The sequence below is a fragment of the Bacillus seohaeanensis genome, assembly GCF_042684945.1.
GTDB lineage: Bacteria > Bacillota > Bacilli > Bacillales > Bacillaceae_B > Rossellomorea > Rossellomorea seohaeanensis.
In genome coordinates, this window is sequence record NZ_JBHUMF010000002.1 from 76,902 (window position 1) to 93,024 (window position 16,123).

The 16,123-nt window shown below is 36.4% G+C and carries 16 protein-coding genes and 3 pseudogenes; 17 read left to right on the top strand and 2 right to left on the bottom strand.

The genetic code is table 11. The annotated features are described in order from the left end of the window. The first annotated feature begins 144 nt into the window (after positions 1 to 144). The 8 genes and pseudogenes from ACFSUL_RS00965 to ACFSUL_RS00995 all read left to right on the top strand — a co-directional run bounded on the left by ACFSUL_RS00965 (position 145) and on the right by ACFSUL_RS00995 (position 7,677). Positions 145 to 1,794: a flagellin N-terminal helical domain-containing protein gene (locus tag ACFSUL_RS00965; RefSeq protein ID WP_377931853.1), complete on the top strand. Its 1,650-nt coding sequence runs from the start codon at positions 145 to 147 to the stop codon at positions 1,792 to 1,794. A gap of 335 nt (positions 1,795 to 2,129) precedes the next feature. Continuing rightward, a pseudogene (locus tag ACFSUL_RS00970) lies at positions 2,130 to 2,243 on the top strand (flagellin); the annotation flags it as partial. An 88-nt stretch (positions 2,244 to 2,331) separates the two neighbouring features. Then, a pseudogene (locus ACFSUL_RS21350) lies at positions 2,332 to 2,688 on the top strand (flagellin N-terminal helical domain-containing protein); the annotation flags it as partial. Between the two features lie 3 nt (positions 2,689 to 2,691). Continuing rightward, positions 2,692 to 4,224: a flagellinolysin gene (locus tag ACFSUL_RS00975; protein WP_449237058.1), complete on the top strand. Its 1,533-nt coding sequence runs from the start codon at positions 2,692 to 2,694 to the stop codon at positions 4,222 to 4,224. Positions 4,225 to 4,383: 159 nt separating this feature from the next. Beyond that, positions 4,384 to 4,518, top strand: a pseudogene (locus tag ACFSUL_RS00980) (flagellin N-terminal helical domain-containing protein); the annotation flags it as partial. A gap of 624 nt (positions 4,519 to 5,142) precedes the next feature. Next, the gene (locus ACFSUL_RS00985) at positions 5,143 to 6,867 is read left to right on the top strand and encodes a flagellin N-terminal helical domain-containing protein (protein WP_377931857.1); all 1,725 of its coding nucleotides are present in this window, start codon (positions 5,143 to 5,145) and stop codon (positions 6,865 to 6,867) included. 353 nt (positions 6,868 to 7,220) lie between these two features. After that, complete coding sequence (locus ACFSUL_RS00990) at positions 7,221 to 7,460, top strand: hypothetical protein (RefSeq protein ID WP_377931859.1); 240 nt, start codon at positions 7,221 to 7,223, stop codon at positions 7,458 to 7,460. Between the two features lie 16 nt (positions 7,461 to 7,476). Beyond that, positions 7,477 to 7,677: a YjfB family protein gene (locus tag ACFSUL_RS00995; protein WP_377931861.1), complete on the top strand. Its 201-nt coding sequence runs from the start codon at positions 7,477 to 7,479 to the stop codon at positions 7,675 to 7,677. A gap of 142 nt (positions 7,678 to 7,819) precedes the next feature. Here ACFSUL_RS00995 and ACFSUL_RS01000 read toward each other — a convergent pair whose 3' ends face one another. Then, a complete protein-coding gene (locus tag ACFSUL_RS01000) occupies positions 7,820 to 8,755 on the bottom strand; it encodes an endonuclease (protein WP_377931863.1) in 936 nt (311 codons plus the stop codon). Positions 8,756 to 8,979: 224 nt separating this feature from the next. Here ACFSUL_RS01000 and flaG (ACFSUL_RS01005) point away from each other — a divergent pair, with 224 nt between their 5' ends. Both flaG (ACFSUL_RS01005) and ACFSUL_RS01010 read left to right on the top strand, forming a co-directional pair. Beyond that, positions 8,980 to 9,339: a flagellar protein FlaG gene (gene flaG, locus ACFSUL_RS01005; protein ID WP_377931865.1), complete on the top strand. Its 360-nt coding sequence runs from the start codon at positions 8,980 to 8,982 to the stop codon at positions 9,337 to 9,339. Between the two features lie 12 nt (positions 9,340 to 9,351). Further along, positions 9,352 to 9,747: a flagellar cap protein FliD N-terminal domain-containing protein gene (locus ACFSUL_RS01010; RefSeq protein ID WP_377931867.1), complete on the top strand. Its 396-nt coding sequence runs from the start codon at positions 9,352 to 9,354 to the stop codon at positions 9,745 to 9,747. Between the two features lie 345 nt (positions 9,748 to 10,092). Here ACFSUL_RS01010 and ACFSUL_RS01015 read toward each other — a convergent pair whose 3' ends face one another. Continuing rightward, positions 10,093 to 10,512, bottom strand: coding sequence for a replication/maintenance protein RepL (locus ACFSUL_RS01015; RefSeq protein WP_377931869.1), 420 nt, complete (start codon positions 10,510 to 10,512; stop codon positions 10,093 to 10,095). Between the two features lie 263 nt (positions 10,513 to 10,775). On the opposite strand from ACFSUL_RS01015, the gene ACFSUL_RS01020 reads away from it, so the two are divergent. The 7 genes from ACFSUL_RS01020 to flaG (ACFSUL_RS01050) all read left to right on the top strand — a co-directional run bounded on the left by ACFSUL_RS01020 (position 10,776) and on the right by flaG (ACFSUL_RS01050) (position 16,113). Beyond that, on the top strand, positions 10,776 to 11,033 hold the full coding sequence (locus ACFSUL_RS01020; protein WP_377931871.1) for a DUF1883 domain-containing protein: 258 nt from the start codon (positions 10,776 to 10,778) through the stop codon (positions 11,031 to 11,033). A gap of 373 nt (positions 11,034 to 11,406) precedes the next feature. Then, on the top strand, positions 11,407 to 12,012 hold the full coding sequence (locus ACFSUL_RS01025; protein ID WP_377931873.1) for a HEPN domain-containing protein: 606 nt from the start codon (positions 11,407 to 11,409) through the stop codon (positions 12,010 to 12,012). 469 nt (positions 12,013 to 12,481) lie between these two features. Continuing rightward, complete coding sequence (locus ACFSUL_RS01030; protein WP_377931875.1) at positions 12,482 to 13,258, top strand: tyrosine-type recombinase/integrase; 777 nt, start codon at positions 12,482 to 12,484, stop codon at positions 13,256 to 13,258. A 101-nt stretch (positions 13,259 to 13,359) separates the two neighbouring features. Then, positions 13,360 to 13,989, top strand: coding sequence for a type II toxin-antitoxin system toxin DNA ADP-ribosyl transferase DarT (darT, locus tag ACFSUL_RS01035; protein ID WP_377931877.1), 630 nt, complete (start codon positions 13,360 to 13,362; stop codon positions 13,987 to 13,989). Between the two features lie 16 nt (positions 13,990 to 14,005). Further along, positions 14,006 to 15,040, top strand: coding sequence for a type II toxin-antitoxin system antitoxin DNA ADP-ribosyl glycohydrolase DarG (darG, locus tag ACFSUL_RS01040; protein ID WP_377931879.1), 1,035 nt, complete (start codon positions 14,006 to 14,008; stop codon positions 15,038 to 15,040). A gap of 260 nt (positions 15,041 to 15,300) precedes the next feature. Next, positions 15,301 to 15,540: a hypothetical protein gene (locus tag ACFSUL_RS01045; RefSeq protein WP_377931881.1), complete on the top strand. Its 240-nt coding sequence runs from the start codon at positions 15,301 to 15,303 to the stop codon at positions 15,538 to 15,540. 213 nt (positions 15,541 to 15,753) lie between these two features. Beyond that, positions 15,754 to 16,113, top strand: a complete 360-nt coding sequence (flaG, locus tag ACFSUL_RS01050; protein WP_377931883.1) for a flagellar protein FlaG — start codon at positions 15,754 to 15,756, stop codon at positions 16,111 to 16,113. Positions 16,114 to 16,123: the final 10 nt, after the last annotated feature.

Here is a 16,123-nt window from a genome sequence, read left to right on the forward strand (position 1 = left end):
AACTATTAAAAACCGACAACATCCTCCGATAATAATAGTGTAAGCAAGAGAACAAAGGGCGGCCGACTTTTTTGACTCTTGCTAAACTAAAAAACTAGATGGTTCACAAGGATGTGGACTCTATATTCAAGGAGGAAATTTATAATGAGAATTAATCATAATATCGCGGCACTTAACACGTATCGTCAGTTAGGTTCTGCAAACAATGGTATGTCCAATTCAATGGAAAAGCTATCTTCAGGACTTCGTATTAACAAAGCTGGAGATGACGCAGCAGGTCTAGCAATCTCTGAAAAAATGCGTGCTCAGGTTCGTGGATTAGATCAAGCACAAAGTAATGCACAAGATGGTATTTCCATGATTCAAACAGCTGAAGGTGCTTTAAACGAAACACACAGTATCCTTCAACGTATGCGTGAACTTGCTACTCAAGCATCAAACGATACAAACACAGAATCAGATCGTGGTGAAATTCAAAAGGAGATTAACCAGTTAACTTCCGAGATTAACCGTGTTGGTAATACTACTGAATTTAATACACAAAGTCTTTTAAAAGGTGATAGTGGTTTTGACGTTGCTAAATCAAATGTTGCAGGAATTGAAAACCTGAGTAATGGATCAACTTCAAATACACAAGCTTCAGTTACTTTTTCTGCTAAAGCATTAGCAGATACAGAAACTGGGGACTTTTCTTCTACCTTCTCAATTCAAGGTAAAGATTTTGTTGTAAACTTGAATAATAATGCAACACTTGCTTCTGGAGAAGGGACTGTAGGAAGTCACTCTTTAGATAGTGCTAAAACTACAGCTACAATAGAATATCGTACTCAGGACTCAGATGAGGATTCTACTGCCGCTGCAGTAGCAAACACTGATGTAGCTACTAAGGTTGGGGATGCGCTTCAAGCAATGATAGATGCAGACTCAGATTTAGCTGGTAATTATACAGTAGATGTAACTAATGAAAATGTGACAATTAAGGCTGTAGCCGATGGAGACTATGATGGAAGTGCTGGATTTATTGGATCAGTTAGTGGTGATGCGGCTGACCTTGCAACTACTGCAGTAGGAGCAAGTGCTGGAACAACTTCTATTACAAATGCTAGTACTGCATTAGATCTTTCTTCAACTAGTTCAAGTGACTTAGTTGGTAAAGGATGGACTATTAATGGTCAAACAGTAGAATTTTATAATGCTGATGAAGGTTCTTATGAAGGAGAAGCAATTGGTATTAACGTTGGTAGCAGCAATACTGGTGCTAATTTAGTATCAAAAATAGCCGATCAATTAAACTCTAAAATTGAAGGAGTTAAAGTAGAACAAGACGGATCTACTAATACACAATTAAATGTTACTGCTGATGCATTAGGTAAATTAGGTAATGGCATTGAATTTAGTGACGGTGGGGCTAAAGAAAACTTTACTGCTACCTTCCAAGTTGGTGCAAACCAAGGTCAATCAATGACAATTGAAGTTAGTGACATGCGTTCTGCTGCATTAGGGCTTACAGGAGATGCTGGAGATGATGGGTTTACTACTTCTAACACTGTTACAAACGGTACAAATAACACAACAGTTGAAGCAGCTCTTGATGTGACTTCGCATGAAAGTGCGTCTGCAGCAATAACAAAAATCAACGATGCTATTGAACAAGTTTCAGCACAGCGTTCTAATTTAGGTGCTTACCAAAACCGTTTAGATCATACAATTAACAACTTAGGTACATCATCTGAAAACTTAACTGCTGCGGAATCTCGTATCCGTGACGTAGATTATGACTTAGCTGCTGCATAAGTAGGAATAGTCACAGTCGTCCTAGCTGGTAACGGCTAGAGATTATAATCGGGTGAATTGCTGGAAACCCCTTAGAGCTTTTCTTGCCACAACGTAGTTGGAAACGACAAACGTGATGGTTTAAAAAAGGAAAAGATTGGGAAATCAGCAGCCAAGCTCCTGTCTCGAAAGAGTGGAGAAGGTTCAACGACTAGGATAAACCACCGCAAGAGGTGATGAAATCCATAGGTGAAACAATATATCATCAGTATTGTGAAACCGAAGTGCCCGACCCCTACTAAAATTTAGAGGGTGAAGATATAGTCTAGTCATTTATGAAAGTAAATGTTCGCACGATGGCGAAAGAAATGATGAACCAAACGAAACAATCAATCCTTGCACAAGCTTCTCAAGCAATGCTTGCGAAAGCAAATCAACAACCACAAGGAGTTCTACAACTTCTACGTTAATCTTAGTTCTACTACTAGGATCCATACTAGAGGCCTTAGATTATCTCAATCTAAGGCCTCTTTTTAGAGTAAATCGGAGGATATAGGTATGAGAATAAATCATAACATTGCAGCACTTAATACTTATCGCCAACTATCTACGGCAAACAATGCTTCTTCTAGTTCAATGGAAAAATTGTCATCTGGTTTGCGAATTAATCGAGCAGGGGATGATGCGGCAGGTCTCGCCATCTCGGAAAAAATGAGAGGGCAAATCCGTGGATTAGAGCAGGCACAAACGAATGCACAGGACGGTATATCGCTGATTCAAACAGCAGAAGGTGCACTTAATGAGACGCACTCTATTCTACAGCGTATGCGTGAATTGGCAACACAGGCAGCAAATGATACAAATACTACTGAAGATCGTCAAGAAATACAAAAGGAAATCAATCAATTGACATCTGAAGTGAATCGTATTGGAAATACGACTGAATTTAATACGAAAAAACTATTAAACTCTGGGAATAGTTCCTCTTCACCATCATCATCAAGTTCTTCTAATGTTGTAGATAATGTACTAAAGGGACTAAAAGAAGGTGGATGGCTCCAAGTAGCAGAGCAGGAAATAAAAGATTTATACGGTATCACGGGTCAAGGCTCCAAATTGAAGGTGATTCTTGAGGAAGGAGAACCTTATGGTGAGCTAGCTTCTGTTGGTGGTACTACTGCCATGATGGAACTCCATATCGATTTATCGGATTTTGACCCTGCTACTGGTGAAAACGGAAGTAATAGTCTAGGACCGGGATATTATGCAGATCGTGTTATTGCTCATGAAATGGTCCATGCGGTTATGAATGATGCCTTTGGGGCAGTGAAGACGAATGCAATGCAAAAATGGTTTAAAGAAGGTTCAGCTGAATTTATCCCGGGTGGAGATGAAAGGCTGAAAGGTGTCATAGGTACTAGTGGTTCTATAGATTCAACAAAAGTAACTGACCTTGTAACCCGTGCTACTAATCTGTTAAATGGTGAAGACAGTTTAGGTGACCCTGTTACTTGGAACGGTGATAACACTGATTATTCAGCAGGCTATGTCATTATGAAATACGTTGAAACTAAATTAACAAGCGGGAAAGATTTTACTGATTTAATGGGACATATTAAAGCTTCAAGCTCTGCTGGAGACCTAGCTGTAGAAGAAGCTATAGAAGCTAATACATCTTTTGCCACCTTTGATGATTTTATCACAGACTTTAAGTCAAATGCTGGGACCTATATTAATGGACTTTCACTAGATTGGGGAACTGATGAAACAGATACTGGTTCTATCAAAGGTTCCGATCATGGTGGTACAGATTTTAATGCTGAGAATATCATTGATGAAAGTTTAGCTACATTAGATACAGATGGTCAACCGCTACAGCATTTTCAAATAGTTTGGCCGGAAAGTGATGAAATTGAAGCAATAGAAACAAAAAACTCTGATATTACTTTACAAATTGGTGCAAATGCAGGACAGAGTTTTAATATCCAACTAAAAGATATGCGTGCAGATGCGCTAAATATTAGTGGGGGTGCAGGTGAAAAGGTTACTGCAGAAGATGGAATAACAAAAGCGTATTATACCGAAGTTGATAATTCAAATTCATCTAACGGTGTAACGGATGGTACCGATAACGAAGTGGTGGAATATGCATTAGATGTATCGACACATGAAAAAGCTACTGCAGCCATTGAAGTTTTTGATGATGCGATAAAAAAAGTTTCCTCTTTCCGATCAGAGCTTGGTGCATACCAAAATCGTTTAGAATATATTATTAATAATTTAGGAACATCAGCAGAGAATTTAACTGGTGCTGAATCTCGCATCCGAGATATTGACATGGCGAAGGAAATGATGAACCAAACGAAGGCATCCATTCTTGCCCAAGCGTCTCAAGCGATGCTTGCTAAAGCAAATCAAATGCCACAGGGAGTATTACAGCTTCTTCGGTAGTTATTATTAGATTAATTGGATAGACCGTTAGTTTTACTAGGGTCTTTTTTTACATGGGGAAGAAAATTTCTTTTTTTCTCTACGTTACTTCTTGGTAATCACAATAGAAATAACAGCTTAGAATAATAAGGATGATAGAAGTTGCGATTACAACACAATATTTTAGCTTTAAATACGTATAGCTACTTAACGAACAAACAAGTGAAAGTGTCCCAAATTATGGAGAAGCTTTCTTCAGGATTGCGAATTAATAGAGCTGCAGATGATGCAGCAGGTCTTGCTATTTCTGAAAAGTAGTAAATAGTAGATAACTGAGCTTTTTTCTTTTGGGGCAAATGGGGAACGCAGATGTGCCCTGAAAATCCACCTATTAACATTAACCTCTGTACATACAAAATCAAGTAGTAAAATATATAACCAGTAATAATTCGATATTTAGGTATATATTATAATTATAGAATGCACGTTTGTTCTATGAACACTAGATGTTCAAGATACTAGCTACCTAAGTCTCTACTGAAGTAGGGGCTAGGATTCGGTCCACTGTCACTTCTCGAATTTTGTCGAATAGATTCGAAGAAGACTAGGATGTAGATATAGTCTGTCCTATGATTAAAAAATCTAGCGGCAATGCAAGCCAACCGACAGCGACAAGGAGTCTTACAACCTTTTCATTAATTTTAGACTTTTTGAGAGAAATCCCAATTATGATGGGATTTCTTTTTTAATGAAATTTCTAATATTAGGTTGATATATTTATAATAAGGACCGAGGAAGGGGAAGTAATAGGTCCTGCCTTCTAGAAGACTGTGCAGCAAAAACATAATAGGAAATACAAATCTCCAAAGAGGATTGTTAAACAAATTGGATCGAATTACCGATATAAGAAAGAGGTCCTTTTGTGAGGAGTTTTGATTAATGATAATCAATCATAATATATCAGTATTAAATTCATTGAATAGATTAAATAAAAACAATAAAAACACAGCTACTGCAATGGAAAAGTTGTCATCTGGCTTACGGATAAGCAAAGCCAGTGATAACGCAGCGGGTCTTGCTATCTCTGAAAAGATGAGAGCGCAGATTCGTGGACTAGGACAGGCGCAGAGAAATATTCAAGATGGTATATCTCTCATTCAAACTGCCGAATCTGCCTTATCAACAATCCAAGAACCAAATCTATTAAGATTGAGAGAATTGGCAATACAGGCTGCTAATGACACATTAACGAGTGACGATCGACAAGAGATTCAAAAAGAGGTTGTACAGATTAAGCAGGGGATAAATGAGATTGCAAATAACACTCACTTTAATAACATTAAGCTGTTAAATAGAACTGTAGAATCTACTCAAATTACCCAAGAACCCGGTTATAATTGGGAGAGTTTCGATACAGGTTTTTCTGGATATATAGCAGGAGTGGATAAAATTGGAGAACGGTATATTGGTGTTGGGGAAGATGGTAATATTTTGTCGTCCGTAGATGGAAAAGGTTGGAACGTTGTGAATGTTGGTACTCCTTATAATTTTTATGAAGTCATTTCCAACGGAAGTCAATTGGTTGCTATAGGTGATCGTGGTAACCTTTACACTACTGATGATGGTATTAATTGGTCCAAACAAAACTTTCCGACAGACGGAGTTTGGAATCCATCCCAACTCCAACTCCACAATGGTATTTGGGATGGTAACGAATATAGGATAGCTGCTGATAGGGGGTATATTCTATCGTCATCAGATGGTATCAATTGGTCTTATGCGGTCTCGACAGATAATACCCAATATCAGGACATTGCTTTTAATGGAACTCAGTATGTTGTAGTTGGTAATATGGGCAAGGTTGCTACTTCCGATGATGGTGTAACGTGGACCTCTCAGAATTCAAACACAACGAACGCTTTACATAGTATAGAATGGATAAATGGTAAATTTATTTCAGTTGGAGAAAATGGTACCATGATTTCTTCTATTGATGGTAGTACGTGGAGTGTGGAGTCTTCTTTAGATTCTTTAAGACTAAATACTTTAGCGACAAATGATCAATCCATAATTGTTGGTGGGTGGGATGGACCGTCCAAAGAAAATTTGTTCATCGCAGCTGATGGACAAAGCTGGACTAATTTGGATGCCATTAGTAATTCACAAATATTAGATATTGAGTTTTTGGAGAATAGCAATGAATATATTGCTTCAACATTTGAAGGAAAGTTCCTTCGTTCAACGGCTGTTTACACGACAAATAGTGCATTAGAAAAAATAAATTTGCAAATAGGAGCAAATGGTGGAGATACATTCTCTATTGAACTAACTGACGCTAGCACAAAAGCATTAGGCATTGATACTATTAATTTATCAACTAGACAAGGTGCTGAATCAGCATTATCTAAAATTGATAAAGCAATGGAAAAAGTTTCATCAGAACGAGGAAAGTATGGTGCTTATCAAAATGCACTTGAACACGTTCATAACAATGTTTCAAACTATGAATTAAATTTAACTGCTTCTGAATCACGTATTCGTGATACTGATATGGCTAAACAAATGATGGCACTAATAAAAAATCAAATATTGTCTCAAGCTTCTCAACCGATGCTTTCACGTGCAAGTCAGCAACCACAACAAGTATTACAGCTATTAAAATAAGCAGAATCATTATTAAGCAACACAAGCAATGAAACATCAGGGATGTTTCTCTGCTTCATTTCAAGAAACCGTCCCTACGGTTTAGGGCTATTAGTTATCATAACACTATTTTTTAGCTTTCTTATAAATAACAATCATAAAAGTCCATGCCTAGTCACTTCCCGGAAAATCTTATTTCACAGAATGGTTCCACGTGATCGGGCTATGGGGTCAGCCTCTTACTCAACTAAAGTGCAAAATGATATTATTAATACTGCTTACAACCTTTAATAAAACAATTACTATCGTTACCCAGTTCGATAGTTTAATTCACATAGACTCCATAAAAAGGCTGTTTGATAGGAGGCAACTAGATGGATAAAGGTGAGCAAGAGCAGAAAAAGTTTCTAGAAGAACAGGTCGAATGGTGTAGGAAGCAAGATGGCATCTTAGAAGGGATAGAGGAAAAGCTTTATGAAATGAAAGAACTAGCTAAGTACGCTCGTGATCATGAACTTACATCGTTGGAAATTGACAAATTGAACGGTCAATTAAATGCTTTGAGAAGGGAGGTTCACTTTCTAGAAAAGCAGTTACAGTCGGTGATCCATTAGAAAGGTGGTGTTTTTTATGGATATAGCTTTAATGTCAATGGCGTTAAGTCAAGGGCAAGTGCAGCAACAAGCTTCGATGTCAGTCATGAAGATGGCAATGGGAAATGCCGAGCAACAAGGTGAGGCACTTCAGAAGTTGATGGGTACCGCTGATGCAACAGCAATCCAACACGCTGCTCAGCCTCATTTGGGTGGTAACATTGATTTAAAATTGTAGAAGAAATGCCCTAGAGTAGCCAAGTTGAGGTTGCTCTTTTTCTTTTTGTGTCAATGATGGTTTTCAGACTTTAGAATTCAAAGGATTCTGAAGTATATGATGGTTATATACCAAGCAACATTGTGAATGAAAAAACTAAACCTTAGATCTGCCGAGTAAGCTCTAGTTTAAAGCAAAGATTTACAATTTCACTATAATTCAACCCTGTCAGTTTTTTAATTATGTTTAAATAGAACCAGTGTTTTTGTTCAACTATAATTTGATAGGATTTCCTAGGTTGTATTGTTCTTAATGGAAGAATTCTTTTCTTGTAAAAGTCTAGGTAGGATTCTCGGGAAGCAATTATTTTATAAAGGTGAGGCAAAAGGTTTAGTTTTAGGTTAATTTCATTTGTTGGCTTTTTAATGTGTATATTAGTTGGTAAGTAAATGGTTGTTCTTTTGGGAGAGAAGACCTTATTTTCTTCATTGAATTTTATTACCTTTCTATCCATTGAAGAGTGTAAATATGGGCGAACTAATTGATGAAAATATAAGATTTGTGACTGATTGTAGAGTATCAAACGGTTTTGACTGTCTAATGAAAAGTATAAGGAAAACTTCTGTTGTAAAATACCAATGATTTGTTGATTTTCGGAAGTAGTAAAGTTGTCGGTGGACAATATAACTTTTCTAGGGGTTCCATTTGCCATTTTTAAATGACCATCATCTTGATACCACCATGCGAGAGCTTCTTCATTTAGGTAAGAATCTACATAGTCAGAAGGAATTTGTTTAATTTTTTTATAATACCATATTTTCTCCAGCAGAGTGATGATGTCACTTGTTCTAGATTGAACCATATAGCTTTCAGTAAAACCCCTTTTAACTCGTTTATCGTTAGCACGTTTATATTTAGGACCGTTTAATGGAATGAAACTTTTAAGATTCATATAGCAGTAGTTAGACCATTCATAGTCGTCTATTCTATGCATAAATTGAAATCTTGGTTTCCTTCCAGTTTGTTTAATGATGCATCCATCCCCAAGTAATTTTCCGCATATTTGCGAATGAAAGCGACTACTCATTTCTTCCTCCATTCTCCCACCTCCAGTATACGAATGTTTGTTCTTATTATAACATAAATAAATCAGTTTTAGGTAAAGTGGTACCTTTTTTTATATACCCATAAATAACTTATTTTCTTATGGATCCAGTGCCACTCCTCGAAATACCTTACTCTATCTTTTCACCATTTTTCCACTAAACTTTCTCCCACCTCTATCCGATATAATCAATATACAAGCAATAGGAGGAACGAAAAATGATTGAAAAGGTGACGGGTGGATCTACTAGTTTACAATCATTTCTAAAACCAAGTAACAATGAAAATAATCAGGAAGTAAAACAACCTCAAGTACAGGAGCGACAGAGTAACTCACTACAACTAGAGCCTGTCACAAAAGAGAAGATGGAAAGTGTCGTTCGTGGGATGAATGAATTTTTAACTCTATCTAAGACCCATTTGAAGTTTGAATTTCATGATAAATTAGAAGAATACTATGTAACAATAGTTGATGACAGCACAAAAGAAGTGGTAAAAGAGATTCCTTCGAAAAAAGTGCTAGATATGTATGCGGCAATGACTGAGTTTGTCAGTTTAATGGTAGATAAGAAGATTTAGAGGAGTGAGAAGATGAGGATTGGCGGATTAGCGAGTGGTATGGATATCGACTCCATAGTATCTGACTTAATGAAGGCAGAGCGGATACCTCTTGATAAATTAAAGCAAGAAAAGCAGATTTTAGAGTGGAAACGTGATGATTATCGTGAAATCAATACGTTGTTGTTAGACTTTCGTTCAGAGCTTACTGAGATGAAATACACTAGAAACTTCCGTGCAAGAACGACATCTTCGACGGATGAATCAAAAGTTACAGCAACGGCAAGTACTGCAGCGTCGCAAGCTTCCTATACTATTAATAATGTTACTCAGTTAGCAAGTGCTGCTACGAAAGTAAGTAGTGGAACGCTGTCAGAGACAAGGGGACAGGTTCCGCGTCCCACCATTTTTTTCCATCCTTTAGTTTAGGCTATACATCAGGATGGTCACAGTGACACCCCCGAATTTTTGTCAAATATGATAACTGGTGATAGGCACTCCTCGAAAAATCTTGTTTCAGAAGGGACACGTGGATAGGTCTAGCTTTCTACCATTTTTCCCCATGATGAGAAATCTTTTTAGAAAGTCCGTGCCTGGTCATTCCCCGAAAAATTTTGTTTCACGGAGGATTAGTATAATGAATGAAAAGATTCATCAAAATAGCGAGGAATCTTCTTTTTAGGCGTGTGACAGCATGTAATTGTCGCTCTTATGTTTAAAACAAAAGAATTATAAACACTTAAAGCAATTCTGCACTTATTGAGAAACTAACTTTTAATCCTGGTTTGGATACTCTTCTAGTTTTCGATCCTCTTCATTAAATGAAAATCGTATCTCTTCAGAAAGTAAATCATCAAATTCTTCTCTTATTTCCTCCCGACTAATTAGTGTTGGCTTTCCTACATAAAAAAGATGTGGATTTATCATAAAACCGTTTTGACTTTTAACAATAAATTGTTTGTCACGTAATTTTTTGATGGACTTAGAGATATTCCCCTTATCTGAATTTAACTCCTCAGCAATTTGCTTTTGTTTCAAATATGTAGTGTTATCGTCGGATTTCATTCTCTCGCAAAGAAAGAATAGAACTCGATAATCCAAGCTCGTGAAGTCAGAATCCCGTAAATAGTGAAACCATTCTAGAATTATGGCACCCCAATAATTGTTCTTTGTCTTTCTTCTCCTTTTCGACATGTAAAATCCCCTTTTTGTTGTCCAAATTACAACTTTTATATTTAAAATTGTAATTTGGACAACTTTAATGTGTTTATTATACAACTTATTCGAAACCAATATAAATGATAAATTAAATGTTATCAAGGTTTTTACAGGGTTTTTGCTTATTTTATCGTTTGCTTATATATAATAATCTGTCATAAACTTTTTATGTGAGAGGAAAAAGTGGACCTCTTTTTAATAAATAGCAACACAATCAATAATGGGAGTGAGGTAAAAAAATGGACTATATTCATGCTCATAAATTTTTAAATGCAGGGGATATCGTAAGAGTTACTCTGGATCGACAAGCAAATGTACTGTTACTTAATGATATTAACCATTCCAATTACCGGTGTGGTAAGGGATTCGAATATTATGGAGGTCCAGCAACTAAAACGCCATTTGATATTGGAGTTCCGTATTCGGGACACTGGCATGTGGTTATTGACTTAGGAGGAGCAGCGGGACAATTGAGATATAACATTGAAGTGATTTAATAAACTTCAAAAAGGGACACAAGTACTGTATCCGCCTTGTATTAAAATAATTGACCGCCTCTTAGATCCCGTGCCTAGTCACTCCTCAAGGGGTTTCTAGACTTTGTCAAAAATAAAAAATGCGTGGAATAACAATGTAGAACTTATTGATCAGTGCCTGTGACGCCCCGAGATATGTTGACATTTGTAGGTTGGTGGGGATTAAGTTTTAAGGGATATGGTGCTCTTATTTGTCTATGATAAGTTATCAGTCTCTACGAAGGTGGGGACTATTTGACGGTTATTTATTTTGTAATGGAAACATATGTACAAAATGCTTTTAGAAGATTTTTTTCCTATTTTGTCGAAACTTTAGACAAAATATAGGAAGGATGTGTTTACAATCGAGATTAATACAAATAAGGATATGATTATGTTTGCAAGGGAAAATCAAAAAGCAATGTTGATGATTATGAATGCGACAACAGATTATGCTTCAGCTAGATGCCTACTCCTAAATGGTTTGTTTCCTGGTTTAGTACTGGGTGCACAAGCCGTAGAAAAGTATTTGAAAGGGAGTATTTTGTTTTTAGATAAGAATAAGGATACGCGTAAATTATCACATGGATTGGTAGACCTAAAAAATGAGTTGCAGAAGTTATCTGGCCTTCATTTAGAGAAATTTAATCCGTTTCTGGAGCGGCTTGAAAAACATTATTTGACTAGGTACCCTGATAACAAAGATAGCAGTAAGTCAATGTCCACGGGGGAAATACGAGAAATAGATGAATTGATAATTTTTTTAAATGAAAGTCTCTCTGTTCGAAACGAAATTAAATTTCGATCTGGCTTATACGTCCAGATATTTGATGAAAGTAGTGCGGGCCGATCGAAAAATGTTTGGCTGACCAAATCAAACCTTGCGTTAAATAATATATACAGCCGATTACATGCAGAATACAAGGTAGTTTATGAAAAATTATATTCCCAAAAAAGTTAATTAGTTAATGTTAAGCGATCATAAAGAGTGCTCTTTTTTAATCAACAGTTTTATCTATTCCTCTTTAGAAATTGCTATTTAAAGGGTTCGGTGCCTGGGACACCCCGAGAGGAAAAAATTTTTAGCTTCTATCAAGAAGTTTAATGAACAACTAGAAATAAATGGTCTAAGCTTTATAAAAAGGGACACAGGTACCTTTGTGTCCCTTTTGAGCTTTTAGCCTTATATTAAAATAATTGACTTCCTCTTAGGTCGCGTGCTTAGTTACTCCCCAAAGTTTGCTAGATTTTATCGAAAATAAATCAAAATAACAAAAAGATGTGTGGAATAACAGTGTAGAACTACAATTCTACGCTTTTTTCTTTTGTTTTTAATTCTATTTTGCAGGGTTTTTAATAATAATGTAGAATTTAAACAAGAGAAATTATTGCGTAGAATTATTTAATGTCGTATTTAGGGGAGATTATATTTGCTTACACACTTTCGGGAAGAAGGGCTGAGGGGGAAATCTGTTACTACTGTTAAAACGTATATGTATTGCCTTGAGCAGTTCGAAAAATGGCTCGATGGCACCGGGACTAACCTTGAAGAATTTTCCTGGTCCGATGTTCAGCAGTACATAGATTTTCTAGCAGTGAAGAAAAAAAGTGCTTCTACCATCAATAAAATTTGGAATGCGATTAAGAAGTATTGTAAGTTCGTTCACAAAGAGGAATGTATTGAAGGTATTTCAGTTGTAAAAGCACCAGATTACAAAAAGAAAGCGCCACAAGCCTTATCACGAAATGAGTGTAATCACCTTATTCGTGAGATTGATCGCACAGGTAATAAAAGGAATTTTGCGATTCTAATGGTGCTATTAAACACAGGTATTCGTGTGTCTGAATTGGTTTCAATAGATCAGACAGATATTGAATTGAGTGAAAGGAAAGGTCGCTTAACAGTTATTGGTAAGGGGAGTAAGGAGCGTACCATTCCATTAAATAGTGAGACTAGACGCGCCATTCATAGATATTTGGAAGAACGAACAGGACAACATCCAGCATTATTCCTAAGCAATAGAGGGAAAAGAATCAGTGTACGAACGGTACAGAACCTTATTCATAAATATGGGTATCATGTTCACCAGCTTCGCCATACATTCATTACTGATTTACAAAGAAGTGGGACGGATTTAATACTTATTCAATCGTTGAGCGGACATTCTTCGCTAGAGATTTTGTCCCGTTACTCTATACAAAATTAAGAGGATAAACAAAATGCTATGGAAATGCTTTATAAGTACAAATGACGATAGTGACAGCAGGTTAAGGATTTTATATAATTATAAGGTTTGGATGTGGATATATGGATGATAAGAAGCTACTTTACCATATTACTGATTTTAATAACCTCGAATCAATTCTTCAAGAAGGTGGTCTGTTGGCCAGTAACGTAGTGAAGGAAAAGGGTGTTGAGTATGAGAATATTGCACACAATAATATACAAGATAGAAGATCTATGAAAACTGTGCCGCTTCCACCTAATGGTAATTTGCATGATTATGTTCCTTTTTATTTTGCTCCTAAGTCGCCAATGCTATATGCGATATATAAAGGTCAAGTTGAAGGATATGAAAAAGGGCAGGAGCAAATCATTTACTTAGTATCTAGGACGGATATTATACATAATGCTGGGTTTGAGTATATGTTCACAGACGGTCATGCAGTTATGGGGTTTACTGATTTTTTTAAGAAATTAAAAGACCTTAATAAGATTAACTGGGATGTAATGGAATCCCGCTTTTGGTTTGATACTGAAGAAGATCCAGACCGAAAACGTCGCAGGCAAGCTGAATTTTTAGTACACAATCTTGTCCCGCTGGATTTAGTTTTAGGTTTTGCGGTTAAGAATGAAGGGATGAAGCGAAAAGTTGAAGACGCTATACATAAATATAATTTCAATAAACCAGTAGCCATTCGAAATTGGTACTACTAAAAAGGAGGTGAGTGAAATGATTATTTTAAAACAGGGCAATCTTCTTGAAGATGAAGCGGAGGCATTAGTAAATACGGTAAACTGCGTAGGTGTAATGGGAAAAGGAATCGCACTACAGTTTAAACAGGCATATCCGAAAGTATTTTCTGAATATAAAAAAGCTTGTCGGCGTGAAGAAGTGACACCGGGGAAAATGCACGTTGTTGAAACGAAGTCACTGTTTAATCCGAAATATATTATTAATTTTCCGACAAAGCGTCATTGGAAAAACAAATCCCGAATGGATGATATAGAATCAGGGTTAGTGGATTTAATTAAGATAATTAAGAAATTAAAGATAAAATCAGTTGCTGTGCCGCCGCTTGGATGTGGAAACGGGGGATTAAAGTGGGCAGATGTACGACCAAAAATAGACGAAGCATTTGAACAATTGTCAGGTGTGGAGGTTCATCTATACGAACCAGCAGGAAGTCCTAAACCTGATAAAATAAAAATTCATACGGATCGCCCCAAAATAACAAGAGCCAGAGCTTTATTTCTAATGCTTATGAACGACTATTCTATACCGGGATACAAATTGTCATTATTAGAAATTCAAAAATTAGCATATTTCCTTCAAACAGTTGGTGAGCCTCTTAGGTTAAGATTTGAAAAAGGGAAATTTGGTCCGTATGCGGATAACCTTAATCATGTATTAGAACGTTTGGAAGGTCATTTTATTCGAGGGTTTGGTGATAGGAGCAGAGACGCTGAAATCTATTTAATCGAAGGTGCAGCAAACCAAGCAGAACAAGTTATAAAAGATGACCAAGAAGAATTTGAACACTTGGAAAAAGTACGGGATATAATTCAAGGTTTTGAAACGCCATATGGTCTTGAACTACTTTCGACGGTTCATTGGGTTACTAATGCAAAGCCGGAAATAAAAGGCGATATTCGAAAAATTGTAGAGGAAGTTCATAATTGGAATGAACGGAAACGGAAAATATTTAAAGAGAAGCATATTGAAAAGGCTTGGGAGCATTTGAAGGAGATTGGAATATTAAATTAATATAGTAAATTTTTCCTCACTCTATTTTTAAAAATGGGTGGGGTTTTTTGATGTAATCATATTGGCTCCCGTGCCTAGTATTACTCGAATAATCCTGTTCCACATATTCTATTTCTAGTAGTCTTAGTACATCACCCACATTAAACTAATTGTGAAAGCATCCACTTCTCGTGCTTACTTTAGTGCTAAATAAAATAGTTTCTTTCAATCTCTTCTGTTACGATATACATATATAAAGCCGTTAACTAGGAGGGAACAAGATGGATGAAGACCAACAAGAACAGAAAAAATTCCTAGAGCAGCAGCTTCAGTGGAGTAAGGAACAATCTCGTATCCTAGTTGAAATAGAGGAGAAGCTTCACAAGATGAAAGAGATAGCTGAATACGCTCTTAAACATGAGCTTTCACCAATTGAAATTAACATACTAAATGGTCAATTGAACGATTTAAAGAATGAAGTGCTTTCCCTTGAAAAACAGTTACATTCTATTGTCCATTAGAATAGAACGGTGGTGTATAGCTCTTTTCTCAATATTACCTAGTCAGGGACATGTCCAGTAACAGCTTTCAGTCAGGAATCTCCTAGATTATAACTACAATTCCTCTCATCCATTTCTACAATATTTTACTCAATCTTTTCACCATTTTTCCACTAAACTTTCCCCCTCCTCCATCCGATATAATCAATATACAACCAATAGGAGGAAAGAAAAATGATTGAAAAAGTGATGGGTGGATTTACTAGTTTACAATCATTTCTTAAACCAGAGAATAGCGAAAATAATCAAGAAGTAAAACAAATTCAGACACAGGAGCAACAAGATAATTCCATACAACCAGAGCCTGTCACGAAAGAAAAAGTGGAAAGTGTCGTCCGGGGAATGAATGAGTTTTTAACTACATCCAGTACCCATTTGAAGTTTGAATTTCATGATGAGTTAAAAGAATACTACGTAACAATAGTTAATGACAGCACAAAAGAAGTGGTAAAAGAGATCCCTTCGAAAAAAGTGCTAGATATGTATGCAGCAATGACCGAGTTTGTCGGTTTAATGGTAGATAAAAAGATTTAGAGGAGTGAGA